General features: G+C 64.2%; 17 protein-coding genes. 12 read left to right on the forward strand and 5 right to left on the reverse strand.

Annotated features, from left to right (window positions below; translation table 11 throughout):
- Window positions 1-77: 77 nt before the first annotated feature.
- Together O7A60_RS09625 and O7A60_RS09630 are read left to right on the forward strand one after the other, a co-directional pair.
- The gene (locus tag O7A60_RS09625) at window positions 78-1,262 is read left to right on the forward strand and encodes a pyridoxal phosphate-dependent aminotransferase (RefSeq protein WP_337106026.1); all 1,185 of its coding nucleotides are present in this window, start codon (window positions 78-80) and stop codon (window positions 1,260-1,262) included.
- Between the two features lie 142 nt (window positions 1,263-1,404).
- Complete coding sequence (locus O7A60_RS09630) at window positions 1,405-1,779, forward strand: YciI family protein (protein WP_337106027.1); 375 nt, start codon at window positions 1,405-1,407, stop codon at window positions 1,777-1,779.
- Between the two features lie 33 nt (window positions 1,780-1,812).
- On the opposite strand, the gene O7A60_RS09635 is transcribed toward O7A60_RS09630, so the two are convergent.
- The 3 genes from O7A60_RS09635 to trhO form a co-directional block, all read right to left on the reverse strand.
- Window positions 1,813-2,568 carry an SDR family oxidoreductase gene (locus tag O7A60_RS09635; RefSeq protein ID WP_337106028.1) on the reverse strand — a complete coding sequence of 252 codons (756 nt, stop codon included), beginning with the start codon at window positions 2,566-2,568 and terminating at the stop codon, window positions 1,813-1,815.
- Window positions 2,569-2,869: 301 nt separating this feature from the next.
- A complete protein-coding gene (locus O7A60_RS09640; RefSeq protein WP_337106029.1) occupies window positions 2,870-3,607 on the reverse strand; it encodes a tellurite resistance TerB family protein in 738 nt (245 codons plus the stop codon).
- Between the two features lie 115 nt (window positions 3,608-3,722).
- Entirely contained in the window at window positions 3,723-4,655 is a 933-nt protein-coding gene (trhO, locus tag O7A60_RS09645; RefSeq protein ID WP_337106030.1) for an oxygen-dependent tRNA uridine(34) hydroxylase TrhO, read from the reverse strand.
- Between the two features lie 201 nt (window positions 4,656-4,856).
- Here trhO and O7A60_RS09650 point away from each other — a divergent pair, with 201 nt between their 5' ends.
- Entirely contained in the window at window positions 4,857-5,495 is a 639-nt protein-coding gene (locus tag O7A60_RS09650) for a 2-dehydro-3-deoxy-phosphogluconate aldolase (protein ID WP_337106031.1), read from the forward strand.
- A 252-nt stretch (window positions 5,496-5,747) separates the two neighbouring features.
- Here the strand turns inward: O7A60_RS09650 and O7A60_RS09655 are convergent, their stop codons facing one another.
- Window positions 5,748-7,592: a peptidoglycan L,D-endopeptidase MepK gene (locus O7A60_RS09655; RefSeq protein ID WP_415926809.1), complete on the reverse strand. Its 1,845-nt coding sequence runs from the start codon at window positions 7,590-7,592 to the stop codon at window positions 5,748-5,750.
- Between the two features lie 379 nt (window positions 7,593-7,971).
- The gene (locus tag O7A60_RS09660; protein ID WP_337106033.1) at window positions 7,972-9,507 is read right to left on the reverse strand and encodes a sigma-54-dependent transcriptional regulator; all 1,536 of its coding nucleotides are present in this window, start codon (window positions 9,505-9,507) and stop codon (window positions 7,972-7,974) included.
- Between the two features lie 172 nt (window positions 9,508-9,679).
- Here O7A60_RS09660 and O7A60_RS09665 point away from each other — a divergent pair, with 172 nt between their 5' ends.
- The 9 genes from O7A60_RS09665 (at window position 9,680) to O7A60_RS09705 (ending at window position 20,233) form a co-directional block, all read left to right on the forward strand.
- Entirely contained in the window at window positions 9,680-11,521 is a 1,842-nt protein-coding gene (locus O7A60_RS09665; RefSeq protein ID WP_337106034.1) for a M3 family oligoendopeptidase, read from the forward strand.
- Between the two features lie 357 nt (window positions 11,522-11,878).
- Window positions 11,879-12,658, forward strand: coding sequence for a proton-conducting membrane transporter (locus tag O7A60_RS09670; protein ID WP_337106035.1), 780 nt, complete (start codon window positions 11,879-11,881; stop codon window positions 12,656-12,658).
- 162 nt (window positions 12,659-12,820) lie between these two features.
- A complete protein-coding gene (locus O7A60_RS09675) occupies window positions 12,821-13,975 on the forward strand; it encodes an aminodeoxychorismate synthase component I (RefSeq protein ID WP_415926812.1) in 1,155 nt (384 codons plus the stop codon).
- Entirely contained in the window at window positions 13,924-14,586 is a 663-nt protein-coding gene (locus tag O7A60_RS09680; RefSeq protein ID WP_337106037.1) for an aminotransferase class IV family protein, read from the forward strand. Before O7A60_RS09675 ends, O7A60_RS09680 begins: the two co-directional genes overlap by 52 nt.
- Before the next feature lie 19 nt (window positions 14,587-14,605).
- Window positions 14,606-14,893 carry a YciI family protein gene (locus O7A60_RS09685; RefSeq protein ID WP_337106038.1) on the forward strand — a complete coding sequence of 96 codons (288 nt, stop codon included), beginning with the start codon at window positions 14,606-14,608 and terminating at the stop codon, window positions 14,891-14,893.
- On the forward strand, window positions 14,890-15,822 hold the full coding sequence (locus tag O7A60_RS09690) for a heme-dependent oxidative N-demethylase family protein (protein WP_337106039.1): 933 nt from the start codon (window positions 14,890-14,892) through the stop codon (window positions 15,820-15,822). Before O7A60_RS09685 ends, O7A60_RS09690 begins: the two co-directional genes overlap by 4 nt.
- 152 nt (window positions 15,823-15,974) lie before the next feature.
- Window positions 15,975-17,420, forward strand: coding sequence for a homospermidine synthase (locus O7A60_RS09695; protein WP_140756021.1), 1,446 nt, complete (start codon window positions 15,975-15,977; stop codon window positions 17,418-17,420).
- A 187-nt stretch (window positions 17,421-17,607) separates the two neighbouring features.
- Window positions 17,608-17,988 carry a hypothetical protein gene (locus O7A60_RS09700; RefSeq protein ID WP_027146250.1) on the forward strand — a complete coding sequence of 127 codons (381 nt, stop codon included), beginning with the start codon at window positions 17,608-17,610 and terminating at the stop codon, window positions 17,986-17,988.
- A gap of 190 nt (window positions 17,989-18,178) precedes the next feature.
- Window positions 18,179-20,233, forward strand: a complete 2,055-nt coding sequence (locus O7A60_RS09705) for a 5'-nucleotidase C-terminal domain-containing protein (protein ID WP_337106040.1) — start codon at window positions 18,179-18,181, stop codon at window positions 20,231-20,233.
- Window positions 20,234-20,292 lie beyond the last annotated feature (59 nt).

The raw sequence follows: 20,292 nt of genomic DNA on the forward strand, positions 1-20,292 counted from the left end.
GCTCCAATCCGTTGACTTTTGCGAGCGGACGCTCACAAAAACGCTGCCGCACAGTAAGAACCACAGGGACGGGAAAAATGCTCCACACGATTTCGGCCTTCGACCGTCTCGGCGAGGAAAATGCGTTCGCGGTGCTGGCGCGAGCAACGGCACTTGCCCAACAGGGCCGCGACATCGTCAACCTCGGCATCGGCCAGCCAGACTTCAAGACGCCGCAGCACATCGTCGAGGCGGCGATCAAGGCGTTGCGTGACGGCCACCATGGCTACACGCCGGCCAACGGCCTTTTGGCGACGCGCGAGGCGGTGGTGCGCCGCACGCTGACCACCACCGGCGTCGAGGTCTCGCCAGAGGCGGTGATGGTCATGCCCGGCGGCAAGCCGACCATGTTCGCCGCCATCCTGATGTTTGGCGAACCGGGCGCCGAGATCCTCTATCCCGACCCCGGCTTTCCCATCTACCGCTCGATGATCGAATTCACCGGTGCGACCCCCATTCCCGTGCCGATGCGCGAGGAAAACGGCTTCGCCTTCTCGGCGCAAGACACGCTGGCGCTGATCACGCCGAAGACCAGGCTCCTGATCCTCAACTCGCCGGCCAACCCGACCGGTGGCGTCACGCCCCGGGCCGAGATTGAAAAACTGGTCAAGGGGCTGGAGAAGCACCCAGATGTCGCCATCCTCTCCGACGAGATCTACGATGTCATGACCTATGACGGCGAGACGCATTGCTCGCTGCTCGGCTTTCCCGAGATCCGCGACCGGCTGATCGTGCTCAACGGCTGGTCGAAGACCTGGGCGATGACCGGCTGGCGCATGGGCTGGTCGATCTGGCCGAACGGCGACAAGGGCGGCCGTCTCTACGACAAGGTACGCAAGCTGGCGGTCAATTGCTGGTCCTGCGTCAACGCGCCGAGCCAGTTCGCCGGCATCGCCGCGATCGACGGCCCGCAGGACGACGTCGACAAGATGATGCGCGCCTTCGACAACCGCCGGAAGATCGTGGTCGAAGGCCTGAACGCCCTGCCAAACGTCTCCTGCATCACGCCCAAGGGTGCGTTCTATGCCTTCCCAAATGTCTCGAAGACCGGTTGGAAGGCCAAGAAGCTCGCCTCGGCGCTGCTCGACGAGGCCGGTGTGGCGCTGATCGGCGGCCCCGATTTCGGCATTCTAGGCGAAGGCTATATCAGGCTCTCCTACGCCAATTCCGAAGAGAACATCCTGCGCGCGCTGGAGCGGATCGGGGCGTTCCTGGCGAAGTGAGCCTCATTTCGTCCTGTAGCCGTGGCACACCGGCTGCAATGACGATGTCATGATGCGTCGGGAGTCGCATGGCCAAGTCTGGGCGGGCTTGCGGAAAACGGCTACGACTTGCCCGGACCGGATCGAGATCGGGTGACCTCAGATGTTTTATGCAATCCTTGCCTATCACGTGGAAGATGCGATCAAGGCGCTGACGCCGCAGGAAGATACGGCGCTGATGGCCGAGTTGCTGAAGATAAACGCCCGGCTTCACGAGGAAGGCACGCTTGGACCGTCCGCGCGTCTGGGGGCAACTCAGGATGCCTGCACCCTGCGCGGCCCAGGCGACGGCATGATTGTCGACGGCCCCTTCGCCGAGACCAAGGAACAGTTGCTCGGCCTCTACGTCGTCGACTGCGCCACGAGAGAGGACGCCATCGCGATCGCCCGCGACCTTCGCCGCGTCAATCCTACCGCCGTTTACGAGATCAGGCCCATTTTGCTTTTCAAGCCCGGCGTGCCGCTGGCTGGCAAGTGAACTGGCGGCGAAAGCCCTGCCGGCGCAGGCTGCTCACCCACGCCCGACGAATGGCATCTTGGTCGCCATCACCGTCATGAACAGCACGTTGGCGTCGAGCGGCAGGCTGGCCATGTGCACGATCGCATCGGCGACGCGCTGGACATCCATCACCGCTTCGGCGGCGATCGAGCCATTGGCCTGCGGCACGCCCACGGTCATCGGCTGCGCCATGTCGGTCAGCGCATTGCCGATGTCGATCTGGCCGCAGGCGATATCAAAGGGGCGGCCATCCAGCGCCAGCGTCTTGGTCAACCCCGTAATGGCGTGCTTGGTCGCCGTATAAGGCACGGAGCCCGGACGGGGCGCATAAGCCGATACCGAGCCATTGTTGATGATGCGGCCGCCCATCGGCTTCTGCTTGCGCATGGCGCCGAACGCGGCGCGCGCGCACAGGAAAGATCCCGTGAGATTGACGCCGACGACATCGTTCCACACCTCGACCGGAATCTCGTCGATGGGCGTCGACTTGTAGCCCATGCCGGCATTGTTGAAGAGCAGGTCGACGCGGCCGAAAGCCTCCGCCACCGTCTCGAACAGATCGTCGACCTCGCCGGCCTTGCTGATGTCGCAGGAAACCGCCAAAGCCCTGGCGTCGGTCGGGCCGATCTCGGCGATCGCGGCATCCAGCACCGGCTTGCGACGCCCGCAGAACACCGTGTTCCAGCCTGCCTTGAGCAATGCCGTGGCGACGCTCTTGCCGATCCCGGTGCCGGCGCCGGTGACGATGGCGGTTTTTTGCTCGGTCATGGCAGTTGTCCTCCGGCAGCGCTGTGCGTGCTCGCCTGATCTACAAGTTTGGTTCGGGTGGACAAGGCATCGCAAATGATGGCGGCGATGGCAAGCGCGGCCACCGGGACATGCCCTCGAAAAGTGAAACCCGTTTCTTTGGAGGGAAGCCGGCGAGCGCCGACAAAAAGGGCGGTCATTGGCGACCGCCCTGATCTGAACCGGGCTTGGGAGGAGGAAAAGCCGATCCGACTGTGTAGAATGATGCGCTTCCTGAGTTAACGAAAGGTAAACGCCTCCAGGCCCTCTGTGCCAATCCGGGCTACCTCTGCGGATTGGGTGACGTACCCTTGGCGGCGGGCACTTTTGCCGCCGAAACCGTCGCCTCGACATGGTCGATCAGCGCATCCGGCAGGCCAAGCCGCCCGGCAAGCAGGTCGAGATAACCGCGCTCGGCGCGGGTGTCGGGGTCGATGGTGAGGCGCGACGCCGTATAGAGCTCGAGCTTCTGCGCGTCGGTCCTGGCGCCGGCCACCAGCGTGTCGAGGTCGAGCGGGCTCTCCAGCTCCGCCATCAGGAATTTTTCCGCATCGGTGCCGATCCCGGCGAGGTTGAGCTTGCCGGCGATCTTCTGGCGTTCCTCGTCGTCGACATGGCCGTCGGCCTTAGCCGCCGAGATCATCGCCCGCACGAGGGTCAGCGTGAACTCATCCTCGCCTTGCGGCGCCTGCGACGGGTGGAAGGCGGTGTCCTTGGGTGGCGGCAGCAATTCCGGCTCGCCGGCGGCGGGCGCCTGTTCCGGTGCGTTGCCGGCCTTGTAGTTCTGATAGGCCTTGTAGGCGAGACCACCGATGGCGGCCAAGCCGCCGAGCTTCACCGCGGCACCCGTCACCTGCCGGCCGGCGCCGGTCCCAAGCAGCACGGCAGCCAGCGCACCGGCGGCCAGCGGATTGTCCTTGGCCATCTGTACCGCTTGCCCGGCCTTGTCGCGGACCGTGCCGCTGGTGCCGGGAACTTGCGAGCCGAGCAGATCGTCGAGAAGCTTCTTGGGATCGAACATCAATACCTCCAGGATTTGCCCGGCCGAACGGGCAGGTTTCGACGCCGAAGACGTAGGTCCCAAAGCTTGACATTGCAATGACAGACGGCCCCGGTTTGCCCGGCCCGCGCCTCCATCAGGATCCGATATGCGGTCCCCTGCCCCGGGCTTGCGCGAGCTCGACCTGCCGCTGGCGCTCTGCGTAGCGCTCGCGGTCTTCATCCGAGCGGGCATCGAAGCAGTGCGGGCACGAAACCCCGGCGTCATATTTCGGCGACACCAGCTCGCTCTCCGTCAGCGGATGGCGGCACGCGCGGCAGAGTTCCGCGTCGCCCTCCACGAGGCCGTGCGACACCGAAACCCGCTCGTCGAAGACGAAGCACTCGCCCTCCCACAGGCTCTGCTCCGCTGGAATCTCCTCGAGGTATTTGAGAATACCGCCCCTGAGGTGGAACACATCGTCGAAGCCGAGCGACTTCACATAAGCGGTCGCCTTTTCGCAGCGTATGCCGCCTGTGCAGAACATCGCCACCTTGCGCCCTTCGAGAGCCGCCCGGTGCGCTTCCACCCAGGCCGGGAATTCGCGAAAGCTCGCCGTCGCCGGATCGACGGCGCCCTTGAAGGTGCCGATCGAGACCTCATAGGCATTGCGCGTATCGATGACGATCGTGTCGGGCTGCGAGATCAGCGCATTCCAGTCGCCCGGCTCCACATAGGTCCCCGCGCTTTTCGCCGGGTCGATGGTCTCGACACCCATGGTGACGATCTCGCGTTTCAGCCGCACCTTCATGCGATGGAACGGCATGGCCGCGGCACTGCTGTATTTGACCTCGAGGCCCGACAGGCCGTGGATCGCTTCGATGTATTCGATCAGCGCGGCGATCGCTTCCTCGCTGCCCGCGACGGTGCCGTTGATGCCCTCATGCGCCAGGAGCAGTGTGCCCTTGATCCCGCGCCCGCAGCAGAAGGCCGCAAGCGGCGCGCGCAATGCCTCGAAAGCGTCAAGCCGGGCAAAGAGGTAGAGCGCGGCGACGCGGACTGGCTGGGATGGCGCGGGCAGAGTTGTCATCGCCAGAGCAACTAGACGCTCGTAGACGCCGATTCAAGGCGAAACGGGTCGGGCTGCTCGTCATGGCCTTGTCGGGAAAGAACCTTTAAGCTCGGCGGCAATACATGACATCGCGCCGCGACCGGTTTCGTGGACAGGGCAATACCCGTCTGCTAATCGGTTGAAATGCCCCTCGATGCGGCCCTCGACAAGGAGAGACAGATGCCCAGCAAGACCGAGAAACTCCTGTTGCTCCTGAATGGCCAGCCTGTCATTCCGGTGTTGAAGATCGCCGACGTAGCCGATGCGGTGCCGCTGGCCCGTGCTCTGGCGCGCGGCGGTTTGCCCGCGATCGAGATCACGCTCAGGACCGCGGATGCACTCGAAGCGATCCGTCGCGTGGCCGGCGAGGTCGAGGGGGCCATCGTCGGCGCCGGCACCATTCTGGACAGCAAGCAGTTCGACGAGGCAGCCGGTGCCGGTTCGCGATTTATCGTCAGCCCCGGCATCACCCGCGAGCTTCTGGCCGCCGCCGCCGGCAGCGTGGTTCCGCTGCTGCCGGGCGCCATCACGCCCGGCGAGATCATGGCCGCGCGCGAAGCCGGCCTGCGCTTCCTGAAATTCTTCCCCGCCGAGCAGTCCGGCGGCATCGCTTCGCTCAAGGCCTTCGCCTCGCCGCTGGCCGACGTCAAATTCTGCCCGACCGGCGGCATCACCGGCAAGAACGCCGCCGACTATCTCGCTTTGCCCAATGTCATCTGCGTCGGCGGCTCGTGGGTGGCGCCCGACGACTTGGTCAAGGCCGGCAAGTGGGACGAGATCGAAGCGCTCGCACGCGCCGCCAGCAAACTCGCGAAATAACCTTTCCGGACGGCCCGAAAAAACCGGCCGACTGGCGTCGACCGGGTCTTTTTGACTGACTGGGGTGCGATCCGTTGCAGACCGTTGACCGTCTGCTTGGAATGTTGCCGCCAGCACGTCACCACCCTGGTGCGGCAGTGCTTCTTCATCATGTGATCCTGCGGCATCAGGCGCCACCTGCATCGCACCTCTGGACAGCAAAAAGCCGCGCGGGTCGCCCAGCGCGGCTTCAGCAATATTCCGGGCTGTTCGCTACTTCGTCTGGAAACGGGCGACCGACAGGAACTTGACGGCATTGCCGGTGAAACGGTTGGCGTCGGCCATCTGGTTGCCCGCCTGGAAGCCAGTCGTATAAACCTCGCTCGGCGGCGTATGCACGATGTTGTAGGCGTAACCCGGCGCGGTCGTCGCGCTCGAAACGGCGGCAACGTTTTCGCCGCTGGTCAGCGCCCAGCGGGCGGCCTGCGGAGCAGCGGCAACCACCACGGCCCTGGGGCCGGGTTTCTGGTCGCGGACGGTGGCCCTGGCTTCCTTGCGGGTCGTCTTCACACCAGCGCCGATCGCGGCGACCGGATCGGAACCGGCAGGACGGGCGGCAACAGCCTGGCGCGGCGAGGCCGCATCGACACCAGACGGATCGTTGAAGGCCGAACGCGGTTCTTCGGCCAACGAGGCCACCTGATATTCGTCGGCGGTGCCGACCTGGGCATTGGCCTCGTCGAGCACGGCCTTGACGGCGTCCGGCTTGGTCGGCTCGGGACGCGCTGTCGGCAGCACGGAGAACGCATCCGTCGCGGTCTTGCCCTGGTCAGCCGTTTCGGCCAGCGCCATCAGCACATCCTTGCTGGGCGGCGGTGCGAGGTCCGCCGGCAGCGAGCGCTCGGGGCGCCATGTCGGCAGTGGGATGTTGTTGAGGGCGACCTGCGCCGGATCGGCGGCCGCGGCTTCCGCGATGGCTGCCGGATCGGACTTGCCGAAAGGCATGTTCGCCGGTGCCTGAGCCGTCGCCACTGCCTGTTCGGTGGTGGCCGTCGCATCCGCCGTGGCGAAGGGAACATTCTCAGGCGGCTGCGCGCCGACATCGGCCTTCGGCCGCGGCGCGAAATCGGGCAGCGGGATTTCCTTGGCCGGCAGCGCCGCGATAATCGTCTCCGGCGTGTCCTTCTCCGGTTCCGGAGCCTGCTCGTCGGCAACCTGCGGAATGTCGGCGCGTTGGGCATTCTCGGGGGCCACGATGGCGATGCCAGGCACGTTGCTGCTCTTGGCGGCGGCGGCCGGCTTCAGATTTCTGGCCTTGGGCGCAGGTGCGGCCGAAGCGGTCTCCACGTCGGCGCTGTCGTCGGCCTCGTCGTCGCCACCGCCGCCGAACAAGGCAGAGAGGAACCCGCCGGATTTCTTGCCGCTGCCGCCGGCGCTGGCCATCTCGATATTCGGTGTGCCGGAACCCTTGCGCGATTGGTAGGAGGCCAGCGCCTGTTCATAGCCGGGCAGCGGCCGGCCGTCGCTCGGCACGTGCAGCGTCTTGCCATTGGGGAACAGGCTGACCAGTTCCTGGCGGCTGATGCCGGGCCAGTGGCGCACATTGCCGACATCCATGTGGACGAACGGCGAACCGGAGGTCGGGTAATAGCCGACGCCACCGCCCTGCATCTTGAGGCCGATGTTGCGCAGCTTCTTCAGCGGCACGCCGGGAATATAGAAATCCATCGCCTTGCCAAGCATATGCTGGCTCTTCTCGGCGACACCGCGGCTGCGGCTGCGCAGCATTGAATTGGTCGAGGGCGAGCGGTAGCCGCAGACGACCTGGATATAGTCGGTGGCGCCGCTTTCGCGATAAGCCTCCCAGACCAGATCCAGCAGACGCGGGTCCATCTTGGTCGGCTCGTTGCGGCGCCAGTCGCGCAGGATGATGTTGATCTTTCTCAGGCCCTCGGGAACGTAGCGGCCATTGCGCTTGTAGACGATCTCCGCCTTCTCGTGCGTGTGGAGGTGGTAGAGCTTTAGCGAACGAACTTCGGCTTGGGCGCCCGTGGCGGCCGCGGCAACAAAACCAAATGCGACAATCACCGCCGCCAACCATCTCGGCCAGACGCTCAAATGATAGTGCCGCCCGTTTGTGAGTCGTTCGATTCTGTTCAAATCAAAAGGCCTTGCAGGCTGCCGTTTGTCCCCGGATTTGCCCAAACGGACGTGTCGTTTTCACATCCGAATATCGATCCTAATGGTTAATCATCGCTTATTGAAGCCGAAATGCGGTAACACCGTGGCGATATCCCGTCAAAAATTGTCCGCGCGGTTTCTTGGTAAACCGCTGGTTTAGATCAGGATTCCGGCTTTGGCCGAACACGATCTGTTACCACTGGCCTCAATGCGTGAACAATACCCACATCGAGTGCCGCCTCCGACCCGCGATAGTCCGGGAAGGCACTCTGTCAGCCCACATAATGACGAGGGAAGCTGGTCCCGACCTTGCGGTTCAGGATGCAAGCCTGTCGACGCGGCCGGTTTCCGGGTCGATGCCGTATTCCTTGAGCTTGCGGTAAAGCGTCGAGCGGCCGATGCCGAGCCGGCGGGCGACCTCACTCATCTGGCCGTTGTAGTGATCGATGGCGAGCTTGATCATTTCGAGTTCGACATCGGCCAGCGCACGCACATTGCCGCGCTCGTCGAGCGCCCGCAGCGTGCCGAAGCGGGGCTGCGCCCCGGCCGGCTGCACAGTTGCCGGAGCGGTCTCGTCGGGCACGACGTCCTCGTCGCGCGGCGCCAGCGGCGGCGCAGCGCCGCTTGCTTCGAACGTGTCGTCCACCTCAAGATTGACAGTGCCTTCCACCTGCGCGCGGATCTGCGGGAAATCATCGGCGGTCAGCACATCGCCTTCGCACAGCACCGATGCGCGGAAGACGGCGTTTTCGAGCTGCCGGATGTTGCCAGGCCAATCATAGGCCTGCAGCACCGCGAGTGCCGCCGCCGAAATGCCTTTCAGCCGATGGTGCGGGTCCGCGGGCGCCACCTTTTCCATAAAATGCGTGACCAGATGGGGAATGTCGTCGCGGCGGTCGCGCAGCGGCGGCACGAAGATCGGGTAGACGTTGAGCCGGTAGAACAGATCCTCGCGGAACTTGCCGTCCTTGACCTGCTGCAGGAGGTTGCGGTGCGTCGCCGAAATCAGCCGGATGTCGACCTTGACGGTCGAGCGGCCGCCGACCGGATCGACCTCGCCCTCCTGGACGGCGCGCAGCAGCTTGACCTGGACGTCGAGCGGCAGGTCGCCGATCTCGTCGAGGAACAGCGTGCCGGAATGCGCCTCGACGAATTTGCCGGTGTGCTTGTCGGTGGCGCCGGTGAACGAGCCTTTCTCGTGGCCGAACAGGATGGATTCCACCAGATTGTCGGGGATGGCGCCGCAATTGACGGTGACGAACGGTTTCGAGCGGCGGTCGCCGCTGCCCTGGATGGCACGCGCCACCAGCTCCTTGCCGACCCCGGATTCGCCCTCGATCAGGATCGGGATGTTGGAGGCCGCCGCTTTCTGGCCGAGGCGTATCACCCTGTCCATGGCCGGACTGTGGGTGATCATGTCCCTGAAGGTCAGCAGCCCGCCGCGTTTGCGCGATGTGCGCTTGACCTCGCCCTCGACCGCCTCGACCTTGAGCGCATTGGAAATCGAGGCCTGCAGCCTGTCGGGCGAAGCCGGCTTGACGACGAAATCGAAAGCGCCGTGGCGCATCGCCGAAACCACGGTTTCGATGCCGCCCTGTGCGGTCTGCACGATGACGGGCACGCTGATGTCGCGCTCGCGCATCGCCTTCAGCACGCCGATGCCGTCGAGACCGGGCATGACAAGGTCGAGGATCACGACCGAGACATCGCGGGCGCTAGGCCCGTCGAGGACTTCGAGGCCGGCAGCACCGCCATCGGCGATGATTGCGGTATGGCCGAACCGCGTCACCGCCGCCTCGAGCAGCCGGCGCTGCACGGGATCGTCATCGACTATGAGTATGGAACCTGTCATGACTGTCTTGGTTTGCCCGAGCCCGAATTCCCCATGGATCATCTTGGCACAGGGTTCTAAATAAGGTTTCAAAAAACCCGGTGAACGAATTCCTTAGGATTTGACCGGCTTCTCCATTCCCGTTGAGTCCGGCTCGGTAATTCCGGTCACTTGATTCAAAGAAGGTATGTCGATGCGCATGATGTTTGATCGGCGGATTGCGGCGCCAGCGTCCGGTCAGGGTGCGGTGGCCGGGCTTGGCGATCTGCCGGAATGGAACCTCGGCGATCTTTATGCCGGCATGGAGGCGCCGGAACTGAAGCGCGACATTGCCAAAGGGGCCGCCGACGCCACCGCATTCGAGGCCCGCTGGAAAGGCACGCTAGCCGCCGAGGCCGGGCGCGGCAGCGCCGGCAGGCTGGGCGAGGCGCTTGCCGCCTACGAGGCACTCGAGGAACTGATCGGCCGCATCGTCTCCTATGCCGGCCTCGTCTATGCCGGCAACACCGCCGATCCGCAGCGCGCCAAGCTCTATGGCGACATCCAGGAGAAGATGACCGACGCCAGCGCGCATCTTCTGTTCTTCGCGCTCGAGCTGAACCTGATCGACGATGCGGCGATCGAAGGCGCGCTGGCCAGCGACCCCGCCTTCGGGCATTACCGCCCGTGGGTGCTCGATCTGCGCATGGACAAGCCTTATCAGCTCGAGGACCGCGTCGAGCAGCTTTTCCACGAAAAATCGATCACTGGGCGCGGCGCCTGGAACCGCCTGTTCGACGAGACGATGACCGATCTTCGCTTCGATGTCGACGGCGAGGAATTGACGCTGGAGCCGGCCCTCAACCGGCTGCAGGATGCCGATGGCGAGGTTCGCCGGCGCGCCTCGGAGGCATTGGCCACGACCTTCCGCAAGAATTTGCGCACCTTCACGCTGATCACCAACACGCTGGCCAAGGACAAGGAAATTTCGGACCGCTGGCGCGGTTTCGAGGACATCGCCGATTCACGCCACCTCGCCAACCGCGTCGAGCGCGGCGTGGTCGATGCGCTCGCCACCGCGGTGCGTGAGGCCTATCCGCGCCTGTCGCACCGCTACTACGCCATGAAGGCGCGCTGGCTCGGCATGGAGGTGATGAACCACTGGGACCGCAACGCGCCCTTGCCGGAGACGCCGCAGGCGGTGATCGGCTGGGACGAGGCCAGGAACACCGTGCTGTCGGCCTATCACCGCTTCTCGCCCGAGATGGCCGAGATCGCGCGCACCTTCTTCGACCGCAACTGGATCGACGCGCCGGTGCGTCCGGGCAAGTCTCCCGGCGCCTTTGCCCACCCGACCGTGCCATCGGCTCACCCCTATGTGCTGCTCAACTACATGGGCAAGCCGCGCGATGTGATGACGCTGGCGCATGAACTCGGGCACGGCGTGCATCAGGTGCTGGCCGCCGGCCAGGGCGCGCTGATGGCCTCGACGCCGCTGACTCTGGCGGAGACGGCGTCCGTCTTCGGTGAGATGCTGACCTTCCGCTCGCTGCTCGAGCGGACCACCGACCGGCGCGAGCGCAAAGCCATGCTCGCCCAGAAGGTCGAGGACATGATCAACACGGTGGTACGCCAGATCGCCTTCTATGAATTCGAGCGCAAGGTGCATGCCGAGCGTCGCAACGGTGAATTGACATCCGACAGGCTCGGCCAGTTCTGGCTGGAGGTGCAAGCCGAGAGCCTGGGACCGGCGATCAAGTTGCGCGAGGGTTACGAGGTGTTCTGGACCTACATCCCTCATTTCATCCACTCGCCCTTCTACGTCTATGCCTATGCATTCGGCGACTGTCTGGTGAATTCGCTCTATGCGGTCTACCAGAATGCCGAGCGCGGCTTTCAGGACAAATATTTCGAGATGCTGCGTGCCGGCGGCACCAAGCACCATTCGGAGCTTCTGGCGCCTTTCGGTCTCGACGCCACCGACCCCGCCTTCTGGCAGATCGGGCTCGCCGTGATCGGCGGCCTGATCGACGAACTGGAAACGCTGGACGATTGAGTCGCCTCTCGCCCGGCAAGAACAGTTTAGCCGGAATGCATGTTTGGGCCGCGCTATTCTTGCCCTAATATTTGTTCTTGAAGAACTCTCCGCGAACGTTTTCCCATAGCTTTCCGCAAGCTCTATGGTAGCTTTCCCTTTAAGCTCAGCCGGAGCGCATGCGGATCGGCGAGGGAAAGTCCCGGCCGGCCGTGCGCTCAGGCGAACGCGACGACGGCCGTTGGCCATGGGCAGGCAAAGCCGATCGCCGACAGCTCGAACCGAAGCCGGCTGTTCCGCGAACCGCGGAACCATCATCGAGTAGTCCTGCGCCGAAGGTCTTGACCCACGGCAGACGGATCTGACTGGAGAGAGACAATGGGCACTTTTTTCTACGTGGTCCTGGCGTTCCTGGTAGGCGTGTTGGTCGGCTGGTTCATCTGGGGGCGTCTACGCGGTGAACTCGACAGTTTGCGCGGCGACGTCGATCGCACCCGCAGCGAGCGCGACAAGCTGCGCGCCGACAGCGACCGCCTGACCGGCGAACTCAATGCATGCGGCAAGACCCGCTCCGATCTCGAGCGTCAGCTGCGCGAGGCGCAGGCCTCGTCGGGCGCCGGCGGAGCAAAGGCGTCAAGTCAGCCACCGGCAGCCCTGATGTCGACGCCTGCCGTTGGCAAATCCGCTCCGGCGACAGCCAAGCCAGCCGCCGCGAAGGCCGCCCCGGCAAAGACGGCGCCGAAGCCCGCGGCGGCCAAATCCGCAACCGCTTCGGCAGCGGCGCCCAAGGCTTCGCCGACCAAGGCTCCAGCGACCAAAACTCCGGCGAAGACCTCGGCCGCGCCCAAGGCAGCGCCCGCCGCAAAGAAGGCCGCAACAACAGCAGCCAAGCCGGCGTCGGGCAAGCCCGACAATCTGCGCCGGCTGATCGGCATCGGCCCGGTCAACGAAAAGCTGCTCAAGGCGCAAGGCGTTACCAGCTTCGCCCAGATCGCCGCCTGGACATCAGCCGACATCAAGCGGATCGAGGACGTCATGAACTTCGACGGCCGCATCGCGCGCGAACGCTGGATCGAGCAGGCCAAGCTGCTCGCCGCCGGCAACGAGGCCGAATTCGCCAAGCAGTTTCCAACGGCCGGAACCGCCAGCAACACCTGAACGATGGGTACAGGGACCATGTGGCGGCGGCGCCAAGGCGCCGCCGCCTTCTTTTTTGATGGCAAGGTGCGATGCGGCAAAGGTCGGCTTTGAGGGACAGGGTGCCGTTCCCTCGATTGCGTGCGCTCGGCCCCCCATATAGAGCGATCGTCGGCTACATCGATCCCGGTTCCCATGTCCCTGCCCGCCGCAATTTTCCGCAACGACGAAAGCGCGCGCCAGCTCGTTTTCGAGCGGCCGGCCGATGTTATCGTCGCGCATGAGGCCAAGGATTTCCCGGCCGCGTTGCAAGCAGCGCAGGCCGCACACGACGCCGGCAAATGGCTCGCCGGCTATTTCTCCTACGAGGCCGGTTACCTGCTCGAGCCGAAACTCGTTCCCCTGCTCCCGGGCCGGCGCCGGGCCCCGCTGGTCTGCCTCGGGGTCTTCGATGCTCCCGATGAAGAGGCGGTGCCGCCGCCAAGCACGCCGACCAACGGCCCGATCTTCGATGCAAGGGCGACGTGGTCGTTCGAGGACTACGAGAAGCGGTTCTCGCGGCTGCACCGGCACATCAGGCAAGGCGATTGCTACCAGGGCAACCTCACCTTTCCGGTGCACGCGCAATGGTCCGGCGATCCGCTCGCCGCCTTCGACGCGCTGACCGAACGCCAGCCGGTGAAATATGGCGCGCTGGTCGCGCTCGGCGATCCAATCGTTCTGTCGCGCTCGCCCGAACTGTTCTTCGAGATCGATGCGGCGGGGAGGATCGAGACGCACCCGATGAAGGGTACCGCACCGCGCGGCGCGACAAGGGACGAGGACGAGCGGCAGAAGAATTTCCTGCGCAACGACGAGAAGAACCAGGCCGAGAACCGGATGATCGTCGATCTCCTGCGCAACGACATATCGCTGATCAGCGAGGTCGGCACGCTGGAGGTGCCGGAACTGTTCCGCATCGAGACCTACCCGACCGTGCACCAGATGGTGAGTGACGTCAGGGCCCAGCTGCTGCCCGGCCTCTCGATACGCCAGATCTTCGCGGCGCTGTTTCCCTGCGGCTCGATCACCGGCGCGCCGAAGATCCGCGCCATGGAGATCCTGCACGATCTGGAAGGCACGCCCCGCGACGTCTATTGCGGCGCCATCGGCTGGATCGCACCCGGCGGCACGATGCGCTTTTCCGTGGCGATCCGTACCATCTCGCTCTTTGCCAGCGGCGAGGCCGTCTACAATGTCGGCGGCGGCATCGTCTTCGATTCGGTCGCGGAAGAGGAGTACCAGGAATGTCTGCTCAAAGCCCGCTTCGCGACGGGGACGTCGCCGATTTCGAGCTGATCGAGACCATGCGCTGGGAACCCGCCTCGGGTTTCCTGCGCCTCGATCGCCATCTTGCACGTCTTTATGGATCGGCGGCGGAACTGGGCTTCAGCTATGATCCGCAAAAGGTCGGCGAAGCCCTGAGCGGCGCGGTCGATCGATCACCCATCGCCATGCGCACGCGGCTCGCTCTGTCGCGCGATGGCGAGGCCAACGCCTCGGCGCAGCCCTATGAACCGCTTGCCGCCGACAAGGTGTGGGCGCTGCGGCTGGCACGGACGAGGCTCGCTTCGAGCAACATGCTGCTGCGCCACAAAACCAGCCGGCGGCAGCTCTACACCCATGCCCGCTCCGAATATCTCATCACCCAGGCCGATGAGGTGTTGCTGGCCAACGAGCGCGGCGAAATCTGCGAAGGCACGATCACCAATGTCTTCGCCGATTTCGGCGACGGCATCCTGGCGACGCCCCGGCTCGATTGCGGTCTGCTGCCTGGCGTATTGCGCGCGGTGCTTCTGGATGAAGGCCGCGCCACTGAAGCGATCTACAGCTTGGATGACCTGAAATCCGCCAAGGTGCTGTTCGTCGGCAATTCGCTGCGCGGGCTGATCCCCGCCAGGCTGGCGTGACCCAAGCCCGGAGAATGCAATGTTCGTCGTGTCACTGAATTACAAGGTGCCGCTCACCGAGATCGACCGCTTGGCGCCGGGCCATATCGAGTGGCTGGAAGCCTGCTACGCCGAAGGCATCTTCGTTGCGTCCCGGCCCAAGCGGCCAAGAACCGGCGGCGTCATCATCGCACGCTGCTCCCGCGAAGTGCTCGATGCCAGGTTGGCAGCCGATCCTTTCGCCCAGGGGGGCGCCGCCGACTACGACATCACCGAATTCACGGCGCGGATGACCGCCGCCGGTTTGGGCTCGTTCAAAGAGGCATGAGTTTCCGGCAACCTACCCACACGCCCTATGATGGCTCGTCGAAACTCTTCACCATCGGGCTGAAGCCGCTCGACCCCGCGAACTGGATCGAGGTCGACGGTCACCTGCTGCCCTATCTCGCCGAAAAGCGCCGGCTCTATGACGAAATCCCCGCGCGCGTCTTCGTCGAGGAGGACGGCACGCGCGCTGCCCAGCAAGAGGTGCTCGACTTGCTCGGCGCCTACCTGCCGGAAAGATTTCCCGACACCCACCGGCGCAGCGATGCGGGCGTTACGGTCGTGGGCACGACGACCCATCCCACCATCCCTTCCAGCCTCATCGGCGCTCCCTTGGTCGCGGCCTCGCTGCTGGTCCAGGAAGACCTGATCCTCATGCGGCGGGGCGATGACGGCTGGCGTCTGGCCGCGGGTTCGCTGTGCTTTCCTTCGTCCTGGGTGCTCACCGAAAAATTCGGCAAGCCGCTGCAGCGGATCCATCAGCCGGTGCCGGGCTTCGGCCCGGGCACAAGGCCGGCCGATCTCATCAACCGGATGTTCGATGGCCTGCAGGGCCAGTCCGTCGAGCGTTACAATTGGTCGATCCAGTCAGGCGACGCGCTCTACCATCCGCTGTCCAATGTCGAGCGCATCGACCGCGCCACCAGCCGGCCGACGCGTTTCCTCGACGGTGACGTCATGGCGCACGCCTTCATCCGCGTCGAGCGTCAGACGCTGCGCAAACTGCCGGCTTCGCGCGATGTCCTGTTTACCATCCGCATCCATCTCGACCCGCTCGCCGTGCTGGCGCGGCACCCGGAACGGGCAACGCTGGCGGTCTCCTTCGTCGACCAGCTCAATGCGCTGGACCAGACGCAGCTTGACTACAAGGGGCTGACGTCGGATCGCGATCGGCTGACTGCTGTCCTTAACCACATGGCGAAGGACGCGTAGTCGCGGGTTGGCGGTTTTCGCTGGTTTATGACAATGATCTGTGATGTAGCGCATGGCCGTTGAGCGAAAATGCCCGGTTTTTGCAAGCGGTTGTTCGGTCTTTGCACGTCGTTGCCGGGCTTTTGCACGCAGTTGAAGGAGTGCTCGATAAAATGGCGAATGAAAACTGGCCCGTTTACGGTGAGATCACCGGCCCCGTGGTGATGATCGGCTTTGGTTCGATCGGACACGGAACGCTGCCGCTCATCGAACGCCATTTCAAGTTCGACAAGTCGCGCATGACGGTCATCGATCCGCGCGATACCGATCGCAAGCTGCTCGACGAGCGCGGCATCACCTTCGTCCAGGAAGCGGTGACCGAGAAGAATTACAAGAAGCTTTTGACGCCGCTGCTGACCAATGGCGGTGGCCAGGGTTTTTGCGTCAACCTGTCGGTCGACACCGGCTCGGTGGACCTGATGCGACTCTGCCGCAAGCTCGGCGTGCTTTACATCGACACCGTCGTCGAGCCCTGGCTTGGCTTCTATTTCGACGCCAAGGCCGACAATGCCAGCCGCACCAACTATGCGTTGCGCGAGGCACTGCTCAAGGAAAAGTACGACAAGCCCGGTGGCGCCACCGCCGTCTCCACCTGCGGTGCCAATCCCGGCATGGTGTCCTGGTTCGTCAAGCAGGCGCTGGTCAATCTGGCCACCGATCTTGGCATGGAGTTCTCCGAGCCGGCGCAGGAAGACCGCGAGGGCTGGGCGAAACTGATGAAGAAGGCCGGGGTCAAGGGCATCCACATCGCCGAGCGCGACACCCAGCGCACCAAGAAGCCCAAGCCGATGGATGTGTTCTGGAACACTTGGTCGGTCGAGGGCTTCATCTCCGAGGGATTGCAGCCGGCCGAGCTCGGCTGGGGCACGCATGAGACCTGGATGCCCAAGAACGGCAAGAAGCACAAGCACGGCTCCAAGGCCGCGATCTATCTGGAGCAGCCGGGCGCCAACACCCGCGTGCGCTCCTGGTGCCCGACGCCGGGACCGCAATATGGCCTGCTGGTGACGCACAACGAGGCGATCTCGATCGCCGATTTCTTCACCGTGCACTCCAAGAAGGGCAAGGTTCAATACCGCCCGACATGCCACTACGCGTATCATCCCTGCAACGATGCCATGCTGTCGCTGGACGAGATGTTCGGTGCCGCCGGCAAGCCGCAGCCGGTGCACCACGTGCTCGACGAGAACGAACTGGTCGACGGTGTCGACGAACTCGGCGTTCTGCTCTACGGCCACGACAAGAATGCCTACTGGTACGGTTCCCAGCTGTCGCTTGCCGAGGCGCGCAAGCTGGCCCCCTATCAGAACGCCACCGGCATGCAGGTCACCTCGGCGGTTCTGGCCGGCATGGTCTGGGCGCTGGAAAATCCGGCCGCCGGCATCGTCGAGGCCGACGAGATGGACTATAAGCGCTGCCTGGACGTGCAGTCGCCCTATCTCGGACCGGTCAAGGGCTATTATACCGACTGGACGCCGCTCGACAGACGCCCGGGCCTTTTCCCGGAAGACCTCGACCGCAGCGACCCGTGGCAATTTCGCAACATCCTCGTCCGATAGCATCACCCGGACCATGTGTCATTGCCTTGCAATCGCCCGGAAATCGGGCGATTGAAGGGATGCGGCCTGGGGTGGCGATGTGCGTCCGTTGGACGCTTGAAGCATACCCCAGCACTTTGGACGTTCGCGTCGTGCTTCCCAGAAATCGGCCCGATTTTTGGACCGACGCGTTTGGAGAGGATTTCATATGACGATTGCGCGCAAAGTTCTTTCGATGGGTATGGCGGGTGCCCTTGCCTCGATGCTTGCTGCCTGTGCCACCAGCGGTCCCGACCAGCCGCCGATGGCTGCCACACCGAAAGGCGTCGAAGGTTCCTGGATCGATGCCAAGGGTACCGGCCTGTCGACCTTCACCGGCGGCGGCACCTTCACGACCGTCGCCACCGACACGGGACAGAAGCTTGCCGACGGCAGCTACACGATGACCGGCGCCACGTCGGTGCAGATCAACGGCACCTCGCTGATCCGCCAAACCCCGGTGAGCTTCAATTGTCTGATGGTGTCTACCAGCCAGCTCAACTGCACCAGCTCCGCCGGCCAGAATTTCGTGCTGACGCGGCGCACCTGAACCCGGCGAACATTCCAGTCACAAAGGACGGCGGCCGCTTGGCCGCCGTCCTTTTTTGCGCCTGGAAATACCGCCGCATTTCCGCTTGCGTCAGCCGGAACGCGATGGGAACATGATCGAAACGCTGGCTGTAATATCCCCAGTCAAGCAAGGGCGTAGACGCGTCCGATCAGCCTACCGGGAGACGAAGATGAAGAAGCTTGCCGCCATTGCCGCCCTTTCCGCGTCGACGCTTGGCCTGTCGGCCGGGGCATCCTTTGCCGACTACACACTGAACATCCTGCACATCAACGACTGGCACAGCCGCATCGAAGGCAACAACAAATATGAGTCGACCTGCTCTGCCGAGGAGGAGACCAAGGGCGAGTGCATCGGCGGCGCCGGCCGGCTGATCACCGCCCTCGCCCAGGAACGCAAGAAGCTGGAAGGCCAGAACGTGTTGCTGCTCAGCGCCGGCGACAATTTCCAAGGCTCGCTGTTCTACACGACCTACAAGGGCAAGGTCGAAGGCGAGTTCCTCAACGACATGAAGTTCGACGCCATGGCGCTCGGCAACCATGAATTCGACGATGGCGAAGCCGCCCTTGCGCCCTTCCTCGACATGATCAAATTCCCGGTGCTCGGCGCCAACGTCAAGGCAAACGCGCAGTCCAAGCTCGGCGACCGCGTCAAGCCGTCGATCGTGATCGAGGTCGGCGGCCAGAAGATCGGCATCATCGGCGCCGTCACCAACGACACGCCCGAACTCGCCTCCCCCGGCCCCAACATCACAATCGAGGACGACGTCAAGTCGATCACGGCCGAAGTCGAGAAACTCAAGGGAGAAGGCGTCAACAAGATCATCGCCGTCACCCATATAGGCTACAACAGGGAACGCGACATCATTGCCAAGATCCCCGGCATCGACGTCGTGGTCGGCGGCCACAGCCACACGCTCCTGTCCAACACCGATCCGAAGGCGGCTGGCCCCTACCCGACCATGGTCGACAACCCTGGCGGCTACAAGGTTCCGGTGGTGCAGGCGGCGTCCTATTCGAAATATCTCGGCGAGTTCAAGGTGGTGTTCGACGACAATGGCGTCGTCAAATCGGCGAGCGGCGACCCGATCTATCTCGACAAGTCGATCACGCCCGATCCCGCGGTGCTCGCCCGCATCAAGGAACTCGGCGCGCCGATCGAGGCGCTGAAGAACAAGGAAGTGGCCGAGACCACCGACGTGATCGACGGCAGCCGCGAAAGCTGCCGCGCCAAGGAGTGCGAGATGGGCAATCTCGTCTCCGACGCCATACTCGACCGCGTCAAGGGACAGGGCGTCGAGATCGTCATCTCCAACGGTGGCGGCCTGCGCGCCTCGATCGACAAGGGCACCGTCACCATGGGCGAGGTGCTGACCGTGCTGCCGTTCCAGAACACGTTGGCGACCTTCCAGATTTCCGGCAAGGATCTGGTCGCCGGGCTCGAAGGCGGTCTCAGCCAGATCGAGGACGGCGCCGGCCGCTTCCCGCAGGTCGCGGGGCTCAAATATTCCTTCGACAAGTCGGTCGCGCCCAATGCCGGCCGCGTGAAGTCGGTGGAGGTGATGGAAAACGGCGCCTGGACGCCGATCAATCCCGACAAGGATTATCTGGTCGCCACCAACAACTATGTCCGCCAGGGCGGCGACGGCTACAAGGTCTTCGCCGAAAAGGCCAGGAATGCCTATGATTACGGCCCTGGCCTCGAACAGGTCGTCGCCGACTATCTCGGCGCCCACCGGCCCTATACGCCAAAGCTCGACGGCCGTATCACCGAGATCGCCGCGACGACAGCGGCAGCTCCCGCCGCCGAGCCGGCCAAGCCTGCCGAACCAGCAAAGCCCGCGGAGACCGCACCGGCAGCGCCGGCACCGGCCGAAGCCGCCAAACCGGCCGCACCGGCGATGCCTGAACTGCCTGCCAACTCAGGCGATATCGCCAACACGCCGCCAGCCATATCGACGGAAAAAGCACCCCCGCCGCCGGCACCTGCCGAGACCGCCCCCGCGCCTGCCGCTCCCGCTTCGGCGGCGCCAGCAGAACCGACAACGCCCGCCGAAGCCGCGCCAGCCACCGGCAACCATGTCATCGTGGCCGGCGATACCTACTGGGATCTGGCAAAGAAAGCCTATGGCGATGCGACCAGGTGGAAACTCATCTACGAGGCGAACAAGGGTCAAAGGCCGCATCGGCTTGTGCCGGGCGCGACACTGACCATCCCCGCGAAGTAACCTCATTTCGCTTCCTGCGAGAACACCCGCCGGGGAAACCTGGCGGGTGTTCTTTTTCC

This window comes from Mesorhizobium salmacidum (SeqCode) (genome assembly GCF_037179605.1).
Taxonomy (GTDB): Bacteria; Pseudomonadota; Alphaproteobacteria; order Rhizobiales; family Rhizobiaceae; genus Mesorhizobium; species Mesorhizobium salmacidum.